This is a genomic window from uncultured Ellagibacter sp. (genome assembly GCF_934643285.1).
Taxonomy (GTDB): Bacteria; Actinomycetota; Coriobacteriia; order Coriobacteriales; family Eggerthellaceae; genus Ellagibacter.
Window position 1 is genome coordinate 57,089 of record NZ_CAKUBT010000010.1, and the last position, 22,497, is coordinate 79,585.

At 62.4% G+C, this 22,497-nt stretch carries 18 protein-coding genes; 16 read left to right on the forward strand and 2 right to left on the reverse strand.

The genetic code is table 11. The features are described 5' to 3' along the window. Nucleotides 1–537: 537 nt before the first annotated feature. The 16 genes from rpsL (at nucleotide 538) to Q0I65_RS06385 (ending at nucleotide 21,084) form a co-directional block, all read left to right on the forward strand. Entirely contained in the window at nucleotides 538–909 is a 372-nt protein-coding gene (gene rpsL, locus Q0I65_RS06310; RefSeq protein WP_158049769.1) for a 30S ribosomal protein S12, read from the forward strand. A 92-nt stretch (nucleotides 910–1,001) separates the two neighbouring features. Next, nucleotides 1,002–1,472, forward strand: coding sequence for a 30S ribosomal protein S7 (gene rpsG / locus Q0I65_RS06315; RefSeq protein WP_296061300.1), 471 nt, complete (start codon nucleotides 1,002–1,004; stop codon nucleotides 1,470–1,472). Between the two features lie 13 nt (nucleotides 1,473–1,485). Further along, entirely contained in the window at nucleotides 1,486–3,591 is a 2,106-nt protein-coding gene (gene fusA / locus Q0I65_RS06320; RefSeq protein WP_296061303.1) for an elongation factor G, read from the forward strand. A 36-nt stretch (nucleotides 3,592–3,627) separates the two neighbouring features. Next, complete coding sequence (gene rpsJ / locus Q0I65_RS06325; protein WP_158049766.1) at nucleotides 3,628–3,936, forward strand: 30S ribosomal protein S10; 309 nt, start codon at nucleotides 3,628–3,630, stop codon at nucleotides 3,934–3,936. Nucleotides 3,937–3,950: 14 nt separating this feature from the next. After that, nucleotides 3,951–4,571: a 50S ribosomal protein L3 gene (gene rplC / locus Q0I65_RS06330; protein ID WP_158049765.1), complete on the forward strand. Its 621-nt coding sequence runs from the start codon at nucleotides 3,951–3,953 to the stop codon at nucleotides 4,569–4,571. 31 nt (nucleotides 4,572–4,602) lie between these two features. Next, nucleotides 4,603–5,226 carry a 50S ribosomal protein L4 gene (gene rplD / locus Q0I65_RS06335; protein WP_296061309.1) on the forward strand — a complete coding sequence of 208 codons (624 nt, stop codon included), beginning with the start codon at nucleotides 4,603–4,605 and terminating at the stop codon, nucleotides 5,224–5,226. Further along, a complete protein-coding gene (gene rplW / locus Q0I65_RS06340; protein ID WP_158049763.1) occupies nucleotides 5,227–5,511 on the forward strand; it encodes a 50S ribosomal protein L23 in 285 nt (94 codons plus the stop codon). Between the two features lie 167 nt (nucleotides 5,512–5,678). Next, nucleotides 5,679–6,380 carry an ABC transporter ATP-binding protein gene (locus Q0I65_RS06345; protein WP_296061315.1) on the forward strand — a complete coding sequence of 234 codons (702 nt, stop codon included), beginning with the start codon at nucleotides 5,679–5,681 and terminating at the stop codon, nucleotides 6,378–6,380. Between the two features lie 30 nt (nucleotides 6,381–6,410). After that, nucleotides 6,411–9,656: an FtsX-like permease family protein gene (locus Q0I65_RS06350; RefSeq protein ID WP_296061317.1), complete on the forward strand. Its 3,246-nt coding sequence runs from the start codon at nucleotides 6,411–6,413 to the stop codon at nucleotides 9,654–9,656. 144 nt (nucleotides 9,657–9,800) lie between these two features. Continuing rightward, nucleotides 9,801–11,144 (forward strand): trigger factor, encoded by a 1,344-nt coding sequence (locus Q0I65_RS06355; RefSeq protein WP_296061319.1) that lies wholly within the window; start codon nucleotides 9,801–9,803, stop codon nucleotides 11,142–11,144. Nucleotides 11,145–11,367: 223 nt separating this feature from the next. After that, a complete protein-coding gene (locus tag Q0I65_RS06360) occupies nucleotides 11,368–12,606 on the forward strand; it encodes an S-layer homology domain-containing protein (protein ID WP_296061322.1) in 1,239 nt (412 codons plus the stop codon). 44 nt (nucleotides 12,607–12,650) lie between these two features. Beyond that, nucleotides 12,651–13,595, forward strand: a complete 945-nt coding sequence (locus Q0I65_RS06365) for a diacylglycerol kinase family protein (RefSeq protein ID WP_296061324.1) — start codon at nucleotides 12,651–12,653, stop codon at nucleotides 13,593–13,595. Further along, nucleotides 13,592–15,817: a YgiQ family radical SAM protein gene (locus Q0I65_RS06370; RefSeq protein WP_296061326.1), complete on the forward strand. Its 2,226-nt coding sequence runs from the start codon at nucleotides 13,592–13,594 to the stop codon at nucleotides 15,815–15,817. The genes Q0I65_RS06365 and Q0I65_RS06370 overlap by 4 nt, the downstream gene beginning before the upstream one ends. 8 nt (nucleotides 15,818–15,825) lie before the next feature. Then, complete coding sequence (locus tag Q0I65_RS06375) at nucleotides 15,826–18,735, forward strand: FAD-dependent oxidoreductase (RefSeq protein WP_296061328.1); 2,910 nt, start codon at nucleotides 15,826–15,828, stop codon at nucleotides 18,733–18,735. Next, nucleotides 18,732–19,088: a DUF1667 domain-containing protein gene (locus Q0I65_RS06380; RefSeq protein ID WP_296061330.1), complete on the forward strand. Its 357-nt coding sequence runs from the start codon at nucleotides 18,732–18,734 to the stop codon at nucleotides 19,086–19,088. The genes Q0I65_RS06375 and Q0I65_RS06380 overlap by 4 nt, the downstream gene beginning before the upstream one ends. A 169-nt stretch (nucleotides 19,089–19,257) precedes the next feature. Further along, nucleotides 19,258–21,084: a nucleoside-diphosphate sugar epimerase/dehydratase gene (locus Q0I65_RS06385; RefSeq protein WP_296061331.1), complete on the forward strand. Its 1,827-nt coding sequence runs from the start codon at nucleotides 19,258–19,260 to the stop codon at nucleotides 21,082–21,084. An 83-nt stretch (nucleotides 21,085–21,167) separates the two neighbouring features. On the opposite strand, the gene Q0I65_RS06390 is transcribed toward Q0I65_RS06385, so the two are convergent. Both Q0I65_RS06390 and Q0I65_RS06395 read right to left on the reverse strand, forming a co-directional pair. Next, a complete protein-coding gene (locus Q0I65_RS06390; RefSeq protein WP_296061333.1) occupies nucleotides 21,168–22,283 on the reverse strand; it encodes a glycosyltransferase in 1,116 nt (371 codons plus the stop codon). A gap of 7 nt (nucleotides 22,284–22,290) precedes the next feature. Then, nucleotides 22,291–22,497, reverse strand: a 207-nt coding sequence (locus Q0I65_RS06395; RefSeq protein ID WP_296061335.1) for a hypothetical protein, incomplete at its 5' end; no start/stop codon positions are given.

The window sequence follows — 22,497 nt, forward strand, 5'->3', positions numbered from 1 at the left end:
GCATACTTCCAGCGAGCCGTTGCTTCCATCCCTATCACGGCTCGCAGCTTCACGGGGCGCCTTCCCTCAGGCGCCCTTTTCCGCATAAGGGTCCGAGTTATGCCGGGCTGCTCGAGAAAAGCAAGGAAGGTGTCGCCTCGTCGGAAGTTGCGCTGGAGAATTATGGAGAAGAAAAGGAGACGGCACCCAAGCGAGGAGGCACCGACGCGGCAATTGCCCCGAAAGCGCTCGCGAGACAGCTTCTTCAAGTTGTGTTTTGCCAGCTCACAGCAACCTGTCTGCATGATGTCCCACCCTGTGCGCCGTTTACCCTAGGGGATAGACACACCCGGGTGCGTGGCGTTTGACAAGCTGGTGTTCGAGCCGTATAGTACCAACTCGCGCCGCATTGCGGCGTGTATTTTCGTGTGCGCAACAGCTGAGCGTACATGAAAATGGGGGAGCGCCTCGCACGCGGGGCAATCCCAGCAGGCATATGGTTTTCGCAGCCACATGGTCAGGTTGCGCGAAGCCAGGTAGTAAAGAAGGAGAAGGAACTTGCCTACTATTAATCAGTTGGTCCGCAAGGGCCGCAAGACGGCTGTCGCCAAGTCCAAGACGCCGGCGCTCAAGGGCAACCCGCAGAAGCGTGGCGTGTGCACCCGTGTGTACACCACCACGCCGAAGAAGCCGAACTCGGCTCTTCGTAAGGTTTGCCGTGTCCGCCTCGTCAACGGCATGGAAGTAACGGCCTACATCCCCGGCGAAGGTCACAACCTCCAGGAGCACTCCATGGTGCTTATCCGCGGTGGTCGTGTTAAGGACCTTCCTGGTGTCCGTTACAAGGTCATCCGCGCTGCTCTCGACTGCGCTGCAGTCGACAAGCGCAAGCAGGCTCGCAGCCGCTATGGCGCCAAGCGCCCGAAATAAGTAAACCGCTAAGTCGCGCGGGCCAGAAAAGAAAGGCCTAATGGGAGGCAAGGAAGCCCCCTCGAAGCGCGCAGGAAAGAAGGAGTTACCCAATGCCGCGTCGTGCAGCAGCAGTCCGTCGTGAAACTCAGCCGGACGCAAAGTACAACAATCGTCTCGTCACCCAGCTGATCAACAAGATCATGCTCGATGGCAAGAAGTCCATCGCCGAGGGCATCGTCTATGGTGCTTTCGGCATCGTCGAGGAGAAGTCCGGCCAGGATCCCCTGTCCGTCTTCAAGAAGGCCATGGACAACGTTCGCCCCACGCTCGAGGTCAAGCCGAAGCGTGTCGGCGGCGCAACCTACCAGGTGCCGATGGAGGTCAACTCCCGTCGCGCCACCACGCTCGCCATCCGCTGGATCGTAGACTTCTCGCGCAAGCGCAAGGAGCACACCATGAAGCAGCGCCTCGCTGCAGAAATCATGGACGCAGCCGAGAACACCGGCGCTTCCGTCAAGAAGCGTGAGGACCTCTACAAGATGGCCGAGTCCAACCGTGCGTTCTCGCACTACCGCTTCTAGGTCGTGAGGGAACATGGCTAAGACTAACGACCTGAAGCTCACTCGTAACTTCGGCATCATGGCCCACATCGATGCCGGTAAGACGACCACTACCGAGCGAATCCTTTACTACACTGGCAAGACCCACAAGATCGGCGAGGTGCATGATGGCGCCGCGACGATGGACTGGATGGTGCAGGAGCAGGAGCGCGGCGTGACCATCACCGCTGCTGCTACCACCTGCTTCTGGAAGAAGGATGGCGAGACCTATCGCTTCCAGATCATCGACACCCCGGGCCACGTGGACTTCACCGCCGAGGTTGAGCGCTCCCTGCGCGTTCTCGACGGCACCGTCGCCGTGTTCGACGCCGTTGCCGGCGTTCAGCCGCAGTCCGAGACCGTTTGGCGTCAGGCCGAGCGCTACGGTGTTCCCCGCATCGCGTTCATCAACAAGTACGACCGCGTTGGCGCCGACTTCCTCCATGCGATCCAGACCATGAAAGATCGCTTGGGCGCGAAGGCAGTTGCTGCACAGCTCCCGATGGGCGCTGAGGACAACTTCTGGGGCGTCATCGACCTTGTCACCATGACCGCATGGGACTTCAAGGCAGACGACAAGGGCATGACCTACCCTGAGCCCATGGACGAGATCCCTGCCGAGTTCAAGGATGACGCCGAGCTGTACCATCAGGAGCTCCTCGAGGCTGCCGCCGACTGCGACGACGACCTCATGGAGAAGGTCCTCATGGAAGAGGAAGTCTCCGTCGAAGAGCTGAAGGCTGCCCTGCGCAAGGGCGTCATCGCCTGCAAGATCAACCCCGTGTTCGTGGGCTCCGCCTACAAGAACAAGGGCGTGCAGGAACTCCTCGACGCCGTTGTCGACTACCTCCCGGCTCCGATCGACGTTCCCGCCATCAAGGGCACCAACCCCGAGACCGGCGAGGAAGATGAGCGCCCGAGCGATCCGAAGGCCCCGTTTGCGGCCCTCGCGTTCAAGATCATGACCGACCCGTTCGTCGGCAAGCTCACCTACCTGCGCGTGTACTCCGGCCATCTGGACGCTGGTTCCTACGTGTCCAACGCCACCAAGGATAAGAAAGAGCGCATCGGCCGCCTGCTTCAGATGCACTCCAACCAGCGCGTTGACATCGACGCCTGCTCCGCTGGCGATATCGTCGCCGTCGTTGGCCTGAAGAACACGACCACGGGCGACACGCTGTGCGAGGAAGACGCGCCGATCATCCTCGAGTCCATGGAATTCGCCGACCCCGTTATCGACGTTGCTGTCGAGCCGAAGACCAAGGCCGACCAGACCAAGATGGAGATCGCACTCCAGAAGCTGGCAGAAGAGGACCCGACGTTCCGCGTGTCGACCAACCATGAGACCGGCCAGACCATCATCGCCGGCATGGGCGAGCTTCACCTCGAGATCATCGTTGACCGTCTTCTGCGCGAGTTCAAGGTCGAGGCGAACGTTGGTAAGCCGCAGGTTGCCTACCGCGAGCGTCCGGGCCACGAAGTGCTCAACGCCGAGGGCAAGTTCGTCCGCCAGTCCGGTGGTCGCGGCCAGTACGGCCATGCGGTCATCAACATGTATCCGCAGGAAGCCGGCAAGGGCTACGAGTTCGAGAACAAGATCGTCGGCGGCGTCGTGCCGAAGGAGTACATTCCTTCCATCGACAAGGGCATCCAGGAAGCTCTCAACACGGGCGTTCTGGCTGGTTACCCCGTCGAGGACGTTCGCGTCGAGCTCATCGACGGTTCTTACCACGACGTCGACTCTTCCGAAGCTGCATTCAAGGTCGCAGGCTCCATGGCGATCAAGGACGCGCTGCGCAAGTCTGACCCGGTCATCCTCGAGCCGGTCATGTCCGTCGAGGTTGAAACCCCCGAGGAGTACATGGGCTTCGTCATGGGTGACATCCCGAGCCGCCGCGGCATGATCTGCGGCCAGGAAGCACGTGGCAACGCCGTCGTCATCTCCGCGAAGGTTCCGCTGGGCGAGATGTTCGGCTATGCAACCGACCTGCGCTCCGGCACCCAGGGCCGTGCGACGTACACGATGCAGTTCGCGTCCTACGAGCCGGTTCCGAAGAGCGTGTCCGAAGAGATTATCAGCAAGGCTGGCGGCAACGCGTAAGGCGCGGCTGCGACAAGCTTAATGGAGGTAAGATAAGTGGCTAATCAGAAGATTCGCATCCGCTTGAAGGGGTACGATCATGAGATCGTGGATCAGTCCACCAAGCTCATCGTCGATACCGCGCAGAAGACGGGTGCCAAGGTGTCCGGTCCTATTCCGCTGCCGACGGAGCGCAACATGTATTGCGTCGTCAAGGGCCCGCACGTCGACAAGGATTCCCGCGAGCAGTTCGAGATGCGCACCCACAAGCGCCTCATCGACATCCTGGAGCCGACCCCGAACACGGTCGACTCCCTGATGCGTCTCGATCTCCCGGCCGGCGTCGACATCGAGATCAAGCTGTAAGGGGGCTCTTTTAAATGATTAATGCAATCTTTGGCAAGAAGATCGGCATGACGCAGATCTTCGCTGAGAACGAAACCGTCGTTCCCGTTACCGTTATCCAGGCTGAGCCGAACAAGGTCTGCCAGGTGAAGACGAAGGCTACGGACGGTTACGAAGCTGTTCAGTTGGGCTTCGGCGCAATCAAGCCGAAGAAGGTCAACAAGCCGATGGCGGGCCATTTCGAGAAGCTCGGCACCGAGCCTGTTCGTTACCTGCGCGAGGTTCGCGTCGAGGACGCAAGCGAGTACAAGACGGGCGACCTGCAGACCGTCGCGGCATTTGCCGACGTGAAGAAGGTCGACGTCACCGGCACTTCCAAGGGCAAGGGCTTCGCTGGCGTCATCAAGCGCTACGGCTTTGCCGGCGGCCCTGGCGGACACGGTGCGCACTTCCATCGCGCTCCCGGTTCGGTTGGCCAGTGCGCAACCCCGTCCCGCGTCTTCAAGGGCGTTCGCATGCCGGGTCACATGGGCTGTGACACGGTGACCGTCCGCAACCTCGAGGTCGTTCGCATCGATGAGGAGCAGAACCTCATCCTCGTCAAGGGTGGTATCCCGGGCGGCAAGAACGGCATCGTGCGCGTGCGCATGGCGTAGTTAGTAACGAAGATTAGGAGCTGCATTACATATGGCAACGATTGATATCAAGGACGCGAAGGGTGAGAAGACCGGCACTGCCGAGCTCAATCCTTCCGTGTTCGGCATCGAGCCGAACGTCCCGGTCATGCACCTTGCGGTCCGCGCGCAGCGCGCTTCGTGGCGCCAGGGCACGCATGACACCAAGACCCGTGGCGAGGTTCGTGGCGGCGGCAAGAAGCCGTGGCGCCAGAAGGGCACTGGCCGCGCTCGTCAGGGCACCATCCGCGCACCTCAATGGGCTGGCGGCGGCACCGTGTTCGGTCCGCATCCCCGCTCCTACGAGATGAAGGTGAACAAGAAGGAGATCAAGCTCGCGATGCGCTCTGCGCTTTCCGCGAAGCTCGCCGACAACCAGCTCATGGTCGTCGCTGATTGGAACTTCGAGAAGCCCTGCACCAAGGACGCCGTTGCTGCCCTGAAGGCGCTCGGCATCGAGGGTCGCGCGACGCTCGTGATCGGCAACGAGGACATCAACACCTACAAGTCCTTCCGCAACATCCCGACCGTCACCATCGTCCCGGTGTGCATGATCAACACCTACGACTTCTTGGACAACAAGATGCTCGTGCTGACTGAGTCCACCCTGGCCCGCATCGAGGAGGTGCTTGCATAAATGAAGGATCCTCGCGAGGTTATCATCCGCCCCGTCATCACGGAGCACAGCTACGACATGATGGAGAAGAACACCTACACCTTCGAGGTCGCCAAGACCTCCAACAAGGTTGAGATCCGTCAGGCAGTTGAGGCCATCTTCAACGTGACGGTGACCAAGGTGAACACCCTGAACGTGAAGTCCAAGCCGAAGCGCATGCGCGGTGCGGCTGGCCGTACCCGTACGTGGAAGAAGGCCATGGTCACGCTCAAGGAAGGCGATTCCATCGAGCTGTTCAACGCCTAGAGTCCTATCTCTGAGCGATTGACGCCTGCTACGAAGCCCCAGGTTATTTGACCTGGGGCTTTTTCTTTCTCGACGCCCGCTATCCTTTGCTCTTGACCAACCTCGAGCGCGTTTAACGGTGAGGTTTCGCTATAATGGGACAAACGACGATATTTCGAGGAGTCCGCATGGCGTTTATCGAGTTCCGCGATGTTCGCAAAATCTATCAGATGGGCGAGGTTGAGGTCGCCGCTGTCGACGGTATGTCGTTCACCGTCGAAAAAGGCGAGTTCGTCGTCGTGGTCGGGCCCTCGGGCTCGGGTAAGACCACGCTTTTGAACATGCTCGGCGGCATGGATTCCTGCACGTCGGGCACGATTATGCTCGACGGGCGCGAGGTGAGCTCGTTCGACGAGAAGGAGCTCACGTATTATCGCCGTTACGACATCGGCTTTGTGTTCCAGTTCTACAACCTCGTGCAGAACCTGACGGCGCTCGAGAACGTTGAGCTCGCAAGCCAGATTTGCACTGACCCTCTCGATGCCGCTGAAGTCCTTGCCGAAGTGGGCCTCTCTCATCGCATCGACAACTTCCCCTCGCAGCTCTCGGGCGGCGAACAGCAGCGCGTCGCTATTGCCCGCGCCCTCGCAAAGAACCCGAAGGTGCTTTTGGCCGATGAGCCCACGGGCGCCCTCGACTATAAGACGGGCAAGGCGATCCTAAAGCTTTTGCAGGACACGTGCGCGAACACGGGCAAGACTGTCGTGCTCATCACGCACAATTCCGCGTTCACCGACATCGCCGACCGCGTGATTCATATCCGCGAGGGCAAGGTTGCCGCCGTGGAGCAAAACGCCCATCCCGCCTCCGCTGAAACGATTGAGTGGTAGCCGATGGCAGGGGCATTCCGCAAAGAGGTAATGCGGTCGATCACCCATTCGCTTGGGCGCTTCCTCGCTATTGCCATCATCGCGGCGCTCGGATGTGGCTTCTATGCGGGCTTGCGTCTCACCGGCCCCGACATGCGTCTTGCGGGCGACACGTACTACGACGCGACCAACCTGTGCGATTTGCGCGTTGTTTCCACGCTCGGGTTCACCGACGATCAGATCGACGAGATTTCCCAGGTTGAAGGTGTAAGCGGTGTCATGCCGGCATATGAGTCGGACGTCATCGCGCAGATCGACGGCGTGCAGTACACGACGCGCATCCATTCCCTCAACGTCGATAAGGCGCGGGCGAGTGAATGCGACGACGGTTTGAACGTTGAATCTGAGGATCCGAACTATATCAACCGGCCCATCCTTGTCGAAGGCTCCTGGCCCGATTCGAACGACGAGTGTTTGTTGTCCGCCGACACGGTGTGGTCGACCGAGGTGAACGTCGGCGATAAGGTCCTGCTTGCGGAAGGGACCTCCGATCTCGAAGACACCTTCGCCGTTCACGAGTACACGGTCTCGGGCTTTGTCCGTTCCTCGTATTACACGTGCTCGACTTCGGTGGGGTCGACGTCGCTCGGGTCGGGGCAGCTCGCGACCTTCGCCTATATTCCCGAAGGCGCTTTCGCGGAGGATTTCCCCTATACCGAGGCGTTCGTCACCGTTGCTGGCGCTCGCGAGGCGCAATGGGCGACCGATGACTACCAATCACTTGTCGATGCGACGGCATCGCGCATCAACGGTATCTCCGACGATCTTCTGGCCTCGCGTCTTGACGGCATTCGGGCCGATGCGCAGGCGGAACTTGACGAGAGCCGAGCCGACTTCGAGACCGAGCGCGCCGATGCACTTCAGAAGCTCGACGATGCTCAGGTGGAACTTGACGACGCGAAGACGAAGCTTGATGATGCGGCTGCGAAGCTCGCGAGCTCGCAGGCGACCATCGACTCGAGCGCTCGCGATCTTGCGAGCGGACAGGCGCAGGTCGATAGCGGGCGGGCGGAGCTCGACGCCCAGCGCGCAGCTGCCGAGGAACAGTTCGCGGCTGCGGAGGCCCAGCTCGACGCCGCCCAGGCGAGCTATGATGCCGCCATGGCCCAGCGGGCGATGCTCGTCGAGCAGCTCGCGCAGGCGCAGGCGGCGGGCGCGCACGATGTCGTGGCGCAGCTTGAGGCCGCCATCGCGCAGATAGACGCGCAGACCGCGGGCGTTCCCGAGCAGATCGCGCAGGGGCGTGCCCAGCTTGCCGAGCAGCGCTCCCAGGCGCAGGCGAGCATGGATGCCGCCGAAGGTGAGCTTGCAAGCTCGCAGGCGACCATCGACAGCGGCCGCGCCCAGCTGGAGTCGGGACGGCGGCAGCTTGCCTCGGGCCGCTCCGAATACGAGGATGGCCTCGCGCAATACGAAGAGGGCGCAAGCGAGCTGTCCGCTCAGCGCGCAGATGCTGAGGAGCAGTTCGCCGACGCCGAGGCGAAGCTTGCCGATGCTCAGGCCGACGTGGATGCGATCGTCGATACCGAGGGCGAGGTGTACGTGCTCGACCTCACGAAGAACATCGGCGCCGAGAGCTTCAAGTCGGACGCGGGCCGCATCGATCAGATTGCGCAAGTCTTCCCGTTTTTGTTCTTCCTCGTGGCGGCGCTCGTCTCGCTTACCACCATGACGCGCATGGTGGAGGAGGAGCGCGTGCTCATCGGCACGTTCAAGGCACTCGGCTACAGCAAGGCGCGCATCACCTCGAAGTACCTCATTTACGCCATCGTGGCAAGCGGCGTCGGTGCGATTATCGGCATCGTCGCGCTCTCGAAGTTTTTGCCCTGGTTCATCATGGGCGCCTATGCGATCATCTACGCCGTCCCGTGTCGGCCGTGCCCGGTCGATCCCGCCATGACGGCCGCCGCTGCGGGGCTCGGCGTGGGAATCACCGTAATCGCCACCTGGTTCGCTGCGGCCTCGACGCTACGCGAGCGCCCGGCGTTCCTCATGCTGCCGCGTGCCCCGAAGGCCGGCAAGCGCATCTTGCTCGAGCGCATCCGCCCCGTGTGGCACCGCCTGTCGTTCTCCTGGAAGGTCACTTCGCGCAACCTCTTCCGCTACAAGCGCCGCTTTATCATGGCAATCGTGGGCATCGCCGGCTGCACGGCGCTTCTGCTCACGGGCTTGGGGCTGCAAAACGCCATCAACGACATCATCGACAAGCAATATGGCGAGCTCTACCACTACAACACCATCGTTCGTATGGACTCCGATTGCACGCCTGACGAGAAATCCCAGGTGGAACAACGGGTTAGGGAAGACGCCTCGGGAGATTTCACCTGGCTTGCCGCCGCGAACAAGCAGGCGCAGTCCGTCTCCGGCGACGGCGCGGACATAAGCCAGCACCGCATCGACATCATCGTGCCCGAGCATCCCGACGCCTTCTCCGACTTCATCACGATGCGCACGCGTGAGGGGCACGAGGAGCTTGCGCTCTCCGACGACGGTGTGCTCGTGAGCGAGAAGCTTGCGATGGAGCTCTCCCTTGAGGTGGGCAGCACGTTTTCCATCTTCGATGAGGACGCCGTGGGCGACGCGACGGGCGACGGGCGCGAGGTCACCGTGGCGGGCATCATGGAGAACTACGTCGGGCACTACGTCTACTTCACGCCGACACTCTACGAGCAGGTGATGGGCGAGGAACCTGTGTTTACCACGCTTTATGCGAACGAGGTGGAAGACGAGGGCGCGCGTGAGGTTCTCTCTGACGAGCTTCTGGCGACCGATGGCGTGAAGACGGTTACCTACAACGACGAGACTATCGATAGTTACCGAACCATGCTCAAGAGCGTCGACAGCGTGGTCGTGGTCCTTGTGATTGCGGCGGCCCTGCTCGCGTTCGTCGTGCTTTACAACCTGACGAACATCAACATCACCGAGCGCATCCGCGAGATCGCCACGCTGAAGGTGCTCGGCTTCACCCCGCGCGAAGTCGATGCCTACATCTACCGCGAGACGCTCCTGCTTGCCGTGATCGGTGCGCTCGTGGGTCTTTTGCTCGGCATCGTGATGGAAGGCTTTGTCGTGGTGACGGCAGAGGTAGATCAGGTCATGTTCGGTCGCGACATCCATGCGGCAAGCTTTATCATTGCGTTCCTATTAACCATGGTGTTCTCGGTGATCGTAACGCTTGCCATGCGCCCGAAGCTGCGCCGGATCGATATGGTCGAAAGCCTGAAATCGAACGAATAGGCGCCTACTTGTACCTGCGAATTGCCGAAGATGAGGGGGTAATCCGTCCCTTTCATACGTCTTGCAGGATGCGCATCGCGCAAGTTGCGCTACAATTTCTACAAATGAGTTGGAGTTTTCTCATTCGAAAGGGGAACTAGTTCAATGAAGGTTACTCAGCGAAAGCTTGATGACGGCAAGCTGCGCCTCGAATGCGTCGCAACGCCCGTTGAGGTGAACGAGGTGCTGCAAAACGCCTACATCCAGTTCGCTCAGCAGATGGGCCTGCGCCCGGAAAAGGACAAGACGGTCGCTCAGGTCGCCGAGGAGCAGATGGGCATCAAGAACCTCGATTCCATCGTGCAGGAGCAGGCAATCGAGGGCCTTGTCCCTTACGCTATCGACAAGAAGAACCTCACGCCTGCGTACCCGCCGAAGGCCGAGCACGATCGCGCTATCGCTCGCGACCGCGAGTTCGCGTTCACCGTCGTGGTGCTCCCGAAGCCCAACTACGAGCTCTCTTCCTATGAGCCGGTTTCCATCACGGTGCAGCCTTTCGAGGTGAGCGAAGACGAGGTTCAGCGCCACATGGATGAGACGGCCGAGCACTACGCCGAGTACGTCGCTGACGACCCGCATCCGGTTGCGAAGGGCGACAGCGTGAAGGTGAAGCTCGAGTGCTCCGAGGACGGCAAGCCGATGCCGGGCCTGACCACCGAGGGCCGCACCTACACCACGGGCGCCGGTTACATGCCCGACGGCTTCGACGAGAATATCATCGGCATGAACGTCGGTGAGACGAAGGACTTCACCTTCGAGGGCCCGAGCCTCGACGACGACGGCAATGAGTGCACCCAGAAGGTGGAATGCCGCGCCACCGTGCTCGAGATTCAGAAGAAGGTCATCCCCGCCATTACCGATGAGTGGGTGACGAAGTACATGCCGATGTACAAGTCGGCAGACGACTTCCGCAACAGCATTCGCGAGAGCCTCGAGAAGCAGGGCCGTGAGCAGTACGACGACTACAACCGTCAGCTCGCTGCGAGCGAGCTCGCTCGTCGTTTCCAGGGCAGCATCGCCGACGAGGTCTACGAGGCAATGCGCGAGCAGCTGATGAACAACGTGCGCCAGACCGCTCAGCAGCAGGGTAAGACCCTCGACGCCTTCATCGAGGAGCAGGGCGGCCAGCAGCAGTTCGGCATGATGATGATGATGCAGATCCGCGAGCTGCTTGTGCAGGGATTCGCTCTTGACGCGCTGTTCCGCCACGAGCACCTCGTGCTGAACGATGACGACATCAACGCCGCCTGCCGCGCTATGAACCCGCAGGTGAACCCCAAGATGCTGCGTCAGCGCCTCGAGCAGACGGGCCGCGGCTTCATGCTGCGCGAGACCGCCGAGCGCTTGAAGGCGAACAACTGGCTGCTCGAGCATGCGAACATCAGGATCGCGGGCGAGCAGGCCGACGCCGACAAGGCCGAGGCTGACGCTGCGGACGCCGCCGAATAGCCGGATGGCCGTTTTTCCGAATCGCATGGAGGGATGAGGCTCCGCTTGGGGTCCGATTTCTGCCTTCTCAAGCGCCTCGTTGGACGTAAGGTTCAGCGGGGCGCTTTTCTTTGGCTCCAGTGTCCCAATCGCACGCGCGCGCTGAGGGTTGGCTTCTTGCGCACCGTATACTGAATCTGATGCGGTATACGCCGCGTGGATTTTCCGACGATGAGGAGGAGCCATGAGACGACGTCTATTTGGAATCATGCTTGCCTGCTTGCTTGCGGTAGGGCTTGTTCCCGCGGCCGCGTTCGCGCTGGGGCAGGGAGGCGAGTCTGTGCCGGGTGATTCGGCGGGCGCTATCGAGGCGCAATCGTTCGCAACCGAACATTTCCCCAACTACGGTTTCAGCGATGTCGACCCAGGCGAGTGGTTTGCGAACGACAACATCTTGGGGTACGCCCTCCAGCATGGGCTTATGCGTGGATATGATGAGTCGGGCATGTTCGGACCCTACGATCCGGTGACGCGTGGGCAAGTGGTCACGGTGCTGTGGCGCATCGCGGGCGCGCCCGAGGAATACGGCTACAGCTTCACCGACGTGCCGCCCGACGAGTTCTTCACGGTGCCGCTGAGCTGGGCGAGCAAGGCGGGAATCGTTCAGGGTTACGGCGACGGCACGTTCCGCCCGTACCAAAGCGTCACGCGCGAAGAGCTCTGCACGATGCTTGCGAACTTCGCCAGGATCCATGCGGGCATTTCCACGACGACTCACGGCTACCTGTTCGCGCAGATGCCCGACAACTACGAGGTGAGCGAATGGGCGCGTAACGAGGTTGCGTGGTGTTTGAACAACCATATCATCACCGGCGTGGAGATGTATCAGGGTGGCTCGGTCGTGCGCCTGATCAAGCCGCAGGACACCGCTGATCGCTCCATGTTTGCGAAGATGGTCTCCGTGCTCGATCGTGACGTGCTCAACGAGATGGCAGTTCCGCGCTTCGGGCTGGGCTCCTATATCGCTGGCGTGAACATCCCGACCGGCTGGTTCGCGCTTGACAGCGCCGACGGCTACTATCCCGGCTACATTGAGGTGTACCACGCGGGTGCGGACCCGGACGACGCGCCGCTTTACGCCGCGTATTTTGGATATCGCGGGTATATGAAGCTTGAGCCGGGTATGAGGGTAGGTATCTCCGGCGCCGTTGCCGTGCCTTATCACAGGAGCTCGCCTGCGAGTGAGATCCGGGGCTGGGGCATGTACGACGTCGACTACGACCTTGCCGCAGGAACGTATGACATCATCCCGATGGCCGATTCGACCTCGGGTCCGGCGAAGTACGGAGTGGCGACTCTTCCGAGCGAGCTTCTCGCTCCCGAGAGCACGGCCGTGCGAACGTTCACCCAGAAGGTAACGGTTACCCTGAATTACGGCCAGCTGCTATATCTGGAGAACGCTCTGGTGGTCGCCAAACCTTAGGCGATGTAGCGAATGCAAGCGGGGCATGTCGTATAATACGAGGCATGTCACATTGCTTTCGAAAACTGCTCATCATCGCGAACCCCGTTGCGCAAAACGGTGAAGGCAAGGCGTGCGCTTATCGGGCGCGCGCCTTGCTTGCGTCTGCGTTAGGGGAAGACGCCTTCGCGCTTGAGTTCACCGAGCGCCCGGGGCAGGCGAGCGACATCGCCGCCCGTGCCGCATCGCGCGGATTCGACTGCGTTTGCGCGCTCGGCGGCGACGGCATCGCAAACGAGGTCGCCTGCGGGCTCATGGAGATTCCGGCAGGTGAGCGGCCTGCTTTCGCACTGCTGCCTGTCGGCTCGGGCAACGACTACGCGCGCACGCTCGGCATGTCGACCGACCTTCCCACGGCGGTCTTGCAGCTATGCGATGGCGAATTGCGCTCGCATGACGTGGGGAAATGCAACGATCGATGGTTCTTGGAGACGCTGTCGTTCGGCTTGGACGCGGCAATTGCGCTCGATACCGTCGAGCGCCGCGCACGAACGGGGAAGACGGGAACGATGCTCTATTTGCAATCGGGCATCGATCAGCTGCTCCACCATATGGACCTGCGCCGCTACACTGCCGCGCTCGACGGCGGCGAGCCTATTTGCGGCGAGTCGTATCTCTTCGCGGTCCAGATCGGGCAGACTTACGGCGGCGGCTTTCGTATCTGCCCCGACGCTGCGCCTGACGACGGTCTGTTCGATATCTGCATCGCGCATCCGCCGTTGACGCGGCTTTCCGGTACCTTCATCTTCCTTATGGCGAAGGATGCTCATCATACACGCTTCAAGCAGATCGAGTTTCGCCGCGCGGCGTCGATTGACCTTCGCTTCGACGCGCCGCTTCCCGTGCAGATCGACGGGGAGGCGCTCGTGGCAGACTCCTACCGCATCTCGATCGCCCCGCGCGCCCTGCGCGTTGTCGTTCCCCGCCAAGGCGAAAGCGCGCGCTCATGACGAAGCGCTCGGCGAATCGCAAGGACGTTGTGCGGGCAGGGGAGCGGCCTGGGGAACGGGCTCGCTCCGATAAGCGGGTGGCGGAGGATGCGCGCGCCTACCGCTGGCGCTTCCTCCCTGTGAACCGCGAGGACATGCGCGAGCGCGGCTGGGACGAGTGCGACTTCGTGTACGTGTCCGGCGATGCGTATGTGGACCACTCGTCGTTCGGTGCGGCCATCATCTGCCGTCTTCTCGAGGCGAACCACTACAAGGTAGGCATGATCGCCCAGCCCGATTGGCGCGATCCGGAAAGCGTCGCCGCGCTCGGGCGCCCGCGTCTGGGGTTCCTCGTGAGCTCGGGGAACATGGACTCTATGGTGAATCACTATACGGTCGCCAAGAAGCGCCGCCACTCGGATGCCTTCTCTCCTGGGGGCGAGGGTGGGCTGCGTCCCGACCACGCGGTTGTGGTGTACTCGAACCTGATCAGACGCGTGTTCAAGGACGTTCCCATCATCATCGGAGGCATCGAGGCGAGTTTGCGACGCCTTGCCCACTACGATTACTGGTCGGACTCGCTGAAGCGGTCGATCCTGCTCGATTCGAACGCCGACCTTGTGTCCTATGGCATGGGGGAGCACTCCATTGTGGAAATCGCCGATGCCCTGAATTCGGGGCTTTCGGTCAGTGACCTTACTTTCATCGATGGCACGGTATTCCGCACGCGCTCGCTTGATCATGTCTACGACTACGAGCTGCTGCCCGCTTACGGCGCCATGCGCGCCAACCCGCGCGCCTACGCGGAAAGCTTCGCCGTACAATACGCCAACAGCGACCATGTGACGGGAAAACGCCTGGTCGAGCCCTATGGCGAGCACGAGTTCGTCGTGCAGAACCCGCCCGCCGCCCCGCTTTCGACCGCCGAACTCGATGCGGTCTATCGCTTGCCGTTCGTCCGCGCCGCGCACCCCGACTACGATGCCGCGGGCGGGGTTCCCGCTATCAAGGAAGTGAAGTTCTCGCTCGCGAGCAACCGCGGGTGCTTCGGCGAGTGCGCCTTCTGCGCGCTCACGTTCCACCAGGGGCGCGTCGTGCAGGTGCGCAGCCGCGCCTCGCTCGTCGCGGAGGCTGAGGAGATGACGCACGATGCCGACTTCAAGGGTTATATCCACGACGTCGGCGGCCCGACGGCGAACTTCCGCGCGCCCGCCTGCCGCAAGCAGGTGGACCATGGCGCTTGCCGGGGGAGAAGATGTTTAGCGCCCGAACCATGTAGGAAACTCATCGCCGACCATTCCGACTACATCCGCCTCTTGCGCGAGCTGCGCGAGGTTCCCGGCGTGAAGAAGGTGTTCGTTCGCTCGGGCATCCGCTTCGACTACGTGATGCTCGATGAGAAGCATGGGCGGGAGTTCGTGCGCGAGCTGGCCGAGCACCACGTGAGCGGGCAGCTGCGCGTTGCTCCCGAGCACGTTTCCCACGGCGTCCTGTCGTGCATGGGCAAGCCCGACCACGCAATCTACGAGCGCTTCGTCTCGCTGTTCGAGGAGGAGAACGCCCGCGCGGGCAAGAAGCAGTTCATCGTTCCCTATCTTATGTCGTCGCACCCGGGTTCGACTATGAAAGAGGCCGTTGAGCTGGCCGAATTCGTTCGCGATATGGGCTTTAACCCCGAGCAGGTGTCGGATTTCTACCCGACGCCCGGAAGCTTGGCCACGGTGATGTACTTCACGGGGCTCGACCCGCGCACCATGGAACCGATTTACGTGCCGAAAAACCCGCATGAGAAGGCGCTTCAGCGCGCGCTCATCCAATACCGCGACCCGAAGAATCGCGATTTGGTGCGCGAGGCGTTGCGCCGTGCTGGCCGGGAGGACCTCATCGGCTTCGACGCGAAATGCCTCGTGCGACCGGAGGGGGCGCACGGGGGCGCGCCGTCGAAGGGGAAGGGCACGCCGAAGGGGAAAGCGGCGCCAAAAGGGGATGCCCGCAGGAGCGGCTCTTCGGGTAGTGCGCCCAGTCGCAAGGGGAAGCAGTCTTGCTCGGACGGCGGCAAGGGTAAGCCGGCCCGGCAGAGTGGCGGTAAGGATGAAGCCCGACGCTCACCCGGCGGCAAGGGCGGGAATTCCCATCCAGGCGGCGGCAAAGGTAAGGTTCCCCATTCGCATATCGGCAGGGGCAAGCGCAAGGAATCCCCTAGTGAGGGACAACGCGGTCGAGGAATGAAGAGGAAAGGGTAGGTTCGCGTATGCAGGAAGGGAAGGCTTGTTCCTTCGATGTGGTGGTCGTCGGAGCTGGCATTGCTGGGTGCACGGCGGCCCGCGAGCTTGCGAGCTACGACCTGTCCATCTGTGTGCTCGAGGCGGGAAACGACATTGCCTGCGGTGCGACCCGGGCGAACTCCGCTATCGTGCATGCGGGCTTCGACCCCGCGCCCGGTACGCTCAAGGCGCGCTTCAACGTCGAGGGCTCGAAGGCGTATCCGCGCTGGTGCGACGAGCTTGGCGTGCAGTTTCGTCGCAACGGGTCGATGGTGCTCGCTTTCGACGCCGAGGGTCGTTTGAAGCTCGAGGAGCTTGTCCGCCGCGCCGACGCGAACGGGGTTGAGGGCGTGCGCATCGTGTCGGGGAATCGGGCGCGCGAGATGGAGCCGAACGTCTCGCCCGAGGTCGCCTGCGCGCTCGTGGCACCGACGGGCGGCATCGTCGATCCCTATGGCTTCGCCTTCGCGGCGGCCGAGAACGCGTGCGGCAACGGCGTGAGGTTCCTGTTCAATCATCGCGTGGAGCGCATCGTTCGCGTAGGCGGTGGCTTCATCATTGAGGTCGCGGGGGAGCGTTTCTCCGCGCGGGCGGTCGTGAATGCGGCGGGACTTTTCGCTGACGAGATGAACAACATGGTCTCGGGGAAGCGCTTCTCCATCACGCCGCGCCGGGGCGAGTACTATCTCTACGACACCGAATACGCCACCACGTTCGAGCACACGATGTTTCAGGTGCCCGGCCCGCTCGGCAAGGGAGTGCTCGTCACGCCCACAATTCACGGCAACATGCTCATCGGCCCGAACTCGGTTTCCCAGGCATCCAAGACCGACCTTTCGACGACACAGGAGGGGCTTGCCGACATCGTCGAACGCGCGCGCCGCACCTGGCCTGCGGCTTCTCCCCGCGGCGCTATCACGAACTTCGCGGGGCTGCGCGCGGCGGGCGAATCGGGCGACTTCGTCATCGGCGAGGCGGCGGATGCGCCCGGGTTCTTCAACATCGCCTGCTTCGAATCGCCTGGCCTGACGTCTGCTCCTGCGGTGGCGACCTTCATCGCCTCTCAGGTTGCGGCTCGCTTGGGGGCGGGCGGCAATCCGTCGTTTAATCCGCGCCGCGCGCCGCAACTTCCCTTCACGGCCATGACCGACGAGCAGCGCGAACGTGCTATCGCGAGCAATCCGGCGTTCGGGCATGTGGTCTGCCGCTGCTGCGAGGTGACCGAGGCGGAAGTGGTGCGCGCGCTGCATGGCCCCCTTCCCGTGCTCTCGCTCGACGCGATCAAGTGGCGCACGGGCGCTACGATGGGGCGCTGCCACGGCGGCTTTTGCTCGCCTGAACTTGTGGAAATCATGTCGCGCGAGCTGGGTTGCGCGCCCGACGCGATCGACAAGCGGCTTGCGGGGTCGAGGATGATCGCATCCGCCCGCGCCGACTACGTCGAGCTCGTGCGCGCGGGCGGGAGCCCCTCCAAAGGTGAGGCTCCTGAGGAAGCGGATGCGCGACATGCGGCGTCGGACGTGCGGCGAAGCGAGCTGGGTGCGCCCGCGCGGATTGAGGACAGCTTCGACGTGGTCGTCATCGGCGGCGGCGCGGCGGGCATGGCGGCGGCTGCGAGCGCGCGGCGTGCGGGCGCGGCTCGCGTGGCCATGGTCGATCGCGAGGAGCGCCCGGGCGGCGTGCTCAAGCAGTGCGTGCACAACGGCTTCGGCCTGCACCGTATGAAGGCCGAGCTTACCGGCCCCGAATATGCGGCGCAAGAGGATCAGGCCGTCATCGATGTGGGTGTGACCTGCGAATACGGCGTATCAGTGCTGCGCATCGACGACGAGGGCGCAGGAAAGCTCGTCGTCGGCACACGATTCGGTGCCGAACTTTTCCTCCACGCGAAAGCCGTGGTTTTGGCGACGGGAAGCCGCGAGCGTGGGCTGGGGGCGCTCGGCATCGCGGGGGCGCGTCCCTCGGGGGTCTACACGGCGGGCTGCGCGCAGAATTTCATGAACTTACAGGGGCTTGTCCCCGGATCGACTGCGGTGGTGCTCGGTTCGGGCGACATTGGGCTTATCATGGCGCGCCGCATGTCGCTTTCGGGAATCAGGGTGCTCGGCGTGTACGAGATCATGCCGTTTTCCTCGGGATTGCGCCGCAACATCGTGCAATGCCTCGACGACTTCGGCATCCCGTTGCACCTGTCGCGCACGGTGGTGCGGCTCGAGGGCGAGACGCGCCTTCGAGCCGTCGTTGTGGCGGACGTCGATCCTGCGACGCGGCGCCCCATCGAGGGCACCGAGGAGCGCATCCCCTGCGACACGCTGGTGCTTTCGTGCGGACTCATTCCTGAAAACGAGGTTGCGAAAACGGCCGGGGTGACGCTCTCGCCGATAACGGGGGGCGCCGTCGTCGACGAGTGCTTGGCAACGAGCGTGCCTGGGGTATTCGCCTGCGGAAATGCCCTGCACGTGCACGATTTGGCGGACTTCGCGTCCGAGGAAGGCGAGCGGGCGGGGGCTTCTGCGGCCGCCTTCGCGCGTGGCGACACGTCGGCCGCAACGCGCACGAAGGGCGTGCCGGGCGAGTCGTCCATCGAAGTGGTAGCCGGAAAAGGCGTGCGCTACGTCGTGCCCCAGGTAATTTCCCGTGATGCGGAAGAGCCGGTGACGCTTTCCTTCCGCGTATCCGATGTTATCGAGGGTGTGCGGTTCGAGGTTCGCTCGTGCGATGACGCGGGTGCGGGCGAGGTGCTTGCGCGGGCTCGCGATATGGTGGCGGTTCCCGCCGAGATGCGGCGCATGAAGGTCGATGCGGAGAGCTTGGCCGAGTGTTCGCGCATCGTCGTGTCGGCGGTAAGCGGGTTTGCCGGGCGGCAAGTGCCCGCCGCGGAAGGGGGCGCACGATGAGCCGGAGGATCACCTGCATCCAGTGCCCGATGGGGTGCGTCATGAACGTCGGGTTCGCCGAGAACGGCGAGGTTACGAGCGTCGAGGGCAACTCGTGCGGCCGTGGGAAGAAGTACGCCCAGACCGAGGCAACTAACCCGGTCCGCACCGTGTGCGGCACCGTCTGCGCTCGGGGATGCCTGGAGCCGGTGAGCTATCGGACGAGCGCGCCGGTGCCCAAGGCGCTTGCGGGGGATGTCGCCCGCGTGGCGGCGGGGCTCTCTCTGTGCGTCCCCATCGCATTGGGCGATGTCATCTGCGAGAACGTGTGCGGCACGGGGGTTTCTCTCGTAGCGACGAAGTCGGTGGGGTAGGGCTGTCGCGCCGCCTCGTCCCACCACCGTCTCGACATGAGCGACGCGTCGCGCGCAGCCCCATCCGTGCAGTGTTTCTGCAATGCGGTCGGTCGTTCTCGCAATCGTATACAATCATAGGGTTGTATATCAGCGGCCGCGGTGCCGTTAAACCCGAGCGAGGGCACGCATGGATTTGCACATAGCGAAGCGCACGGCGCCTCTGTTGATTCTGGACATCATCGCCACGTACGTGGCCTATTGGCTGGCATCGCTTCTGACCAACGTCTACGACGAGGTGTTCACCAGCAACGAGATTTTCTTCATCTTGGGAATCCTCGCCGTGGTGAACATCGTGATCATGGGCGCGTTTCGCCTGTACAACAATTTATGGGAATACGCGAGCGTTGACGAGGCGCTGCAGATTGTGCTTTCCGTTGTCATATCAACCCTGGTGGGAGCTGTGTTCTTGTGGGTTATCAACGTGAGGCTTCCCATTCGCGTGTTCATCGGTGCGTCGATTCTGCTCGTGTTCCTCATGGGTGGCTACCGCCTTCTGTGGCGCATCAAGCGGCGCAAGAAGCGCGCATTCTCGGGCAACAACGTCGACCGCCTGCGAACGCTCGTCGTCGGTGCGGGCGAGACCGGCTCGCTTACCATCAATCGTATGGCCACGAAGGACCCGAACATGCCGGGTATTCCTATCGTCGCGACCGATGACGACCCGGCCAAGCGGGGCATGCGCATTCATGGCGTGAAGGTGGAAGGTTCAACCGACGACATCGAGGAGCTCGTGCGCAAGTACGATATCCAGCAGATCGTCGTTGCCATTCCCTCGTCGACCCCTGCCGAGCGCAAGCGCATCTACAAAGTGTGCACGAAAACCGAGTGCGTGCTCAAGACGCTGCCCAACATCCGCGACCTGCGCATCGACGAGCTGGGCGATGTTGCCCTGCGCGACGTCGACGTGACCGACCTTTTAGGGCGCGAGGAAGTGCAGCTCGACATGCGCATCGCGTATGCGTATGTAGCGGGCGAGACTGTGCTCGTCACGGGTGGCGGCGGCTCGATCGGCAGTGAGCTGTGCCGTCAGCTGGCGAAGGTCGCGCCGCGCCGCATCGTCATCTTCGACATCTGCGAGAACGACGCCTACATGCTTCGCCAGGAACTGCTTCGCTCCTACGACGACATCGCGATCGACATTGAGATCGGCAGCATCTGCAACGAGGCGCGCGTGAACGAGGTGTTCGAGAAGTATCGCCCGGCGGTCGTCTTTCACGCGGCCGCCCACAAGCACGTGCCGCTCATGGAGGTATGCCCGCGCGAGGCCATCGAGAACAACGTCTTCGGCACCTTGAACGTGGTGCGCGCGGCGGACGCTTTCGGCGTGGAGCACTTCACGTTCATCTCGACCGACAAGGCCGTGAACCCCACTTCGGTCATGGGCGCCACCAAGCGCATGGGCGAGATGATCATGCAGTACTATGCGCGCACGTCGAAAACCGTGTTCGCGGCGGTGCGCTTCGGCAATGTGCTCGGCAGCAATGGCAGCGTGATTCCCCTGTTCAAGAAGCAGATTGCGGAAGGCGGCCCCGTGACGGTGACGCATCCCGACATCGAGCGCTTCTTCATGACCATTCCCGAGGCGGTGCAGCTTGTCATCCAGGCGGGCGGCATGGCGAAGGGCGGCGAGATTTTCGTGCTCGACATGGGCGAGCCGGTGAAGATCGCGGATCTGGCGAAGAACCTCATCCGCCTGTCGGGTGCGCATGTGGGCATCGTCTACACCGGTCTGCGCGACGGCGAGAAGATGTACGAGGAGCTGCTGATGGACGAGGAGAACACGCTTCCCACGTCCAACCACTCGATCATGATCTCGCAAGGCCAGGAAATCAGCCACGAGCAGGTAGCGCAGAAGCTCGGCGAGCTGCAAGAGGCAATCCACGACACCGATGAGCGGGCAATCAAGATTCTCGAAGAGGCCGTCCCCACCTACCACTTCACGAAGAATCGCTAAAAAATGCCCGCAACCAGGGGAGGTTGCGGGCATTGCTCGCTTAGCGGCTTCTCGTCGCGTTACCTTGCGACGGAGCTTGCTGCCTACTCGTTGGCCTCGCGGGCACGGTGCTTCTTGAAGTAGTTGATGGTCGCGAAGAATGTGTTCGCGACTCCGGTGTTCTTCAGGTTGTAGAATCCCTGCCCCATAAGCCCGCGCACGTAGGCGAGCTTGTCGATGCGCGGGCATTCCAGGCCGCGGAGGTCGGCGAACAGACGCTTGCAGCCAGGGGAAATCTCGCGATCGGAAAACACCAGGTCGGCGTTCATGCGCTCGAACATGTGGGTCGCCGCCTCGCGCACGCCCTCGCCGTCGAGCCCGACGACTTCCAGGATGCCCGAGAGATACGTGAAGCCGCGGCTGTTGTGCGCGCGCAGGATGCGCTCGTCGGTCACGCCGAGCTTCTCGAGGATGTCCATCATGTCGTTCCAGCGCTCGAGCGGCAGAAGCGTGCTGCGCTTCGCGAACGCCTCGGACTTCTCCGGCGTCTCCTCGCGATAGCAGTAGTACTCCTTGTCGGTGTAGAGGATGCGGTCGGTCTGGCAAAGCGTCTCGATGAGGAACGGGTTGTCCGCCCAGCCCGCGCCGGGAATCTCGCGGAAGCGAATGCCCTTGTCAAGCAGATACTGCTTGCGATAGATCGCCGACCAGATGGATGGGTGGTGGCACAGCAGATGCGCCGCGTCCTTGATGGCGAACGGCTGGGTGGGCGGGTTGATGCGCCCGTGGTAGCTGCAGTTCATCTTGCGCTGCTTGGGCGTGTCGGGCATCCAGATGCGCCAGTAGCCCGACTTCACGATGTCGATCGGCTCGGGGTACATGCGCGCGAGCGCAAGCAGGTCGGAGTACATGCCGCTCTCGATCCAGTCGTCGGGTTCGAGAATGGAAATCCACTCACCGTGCGACTCGTCGAGCCCGCGGTTGCAGGTGGCACCGTAGCCTTGGTTGTGCTTGTCGATCACCACGATGCGTTCGTCGCGCGCGGCATGGGCGCGCATGATGTCAAGCGAGTTGTCGGTGGAGCCGTCATTCAGACAGATAATTTCCAGGTTCTTGTACGTTTGCCCTTCGACGCTCTCGAGCGCCTGATCGAGGTAGGGTCCTGCGTTGTAGATGGGGATGATGACGGAAACCAGCGGTGCGAACTGCGAAGATGACATGATGCTCCTATTCGTTTTCCTGCGTATCCGCGGACGCAGCGTCGGCGGATGTGGCGTTCGCGCGCTCAGTCTTAGTGGGCTGCGCGTCCTCAGCGCTCGTATCCGCAAGCCCTGCGTCCACGAGCGCTTCCTGCACAGCCTTTCCGAGCATCTCCTTGTCGAGGCGCCCGAACTGCGAGGAGTCGCCCAAGAAGGTGAGGTGCTTCACGCTGCC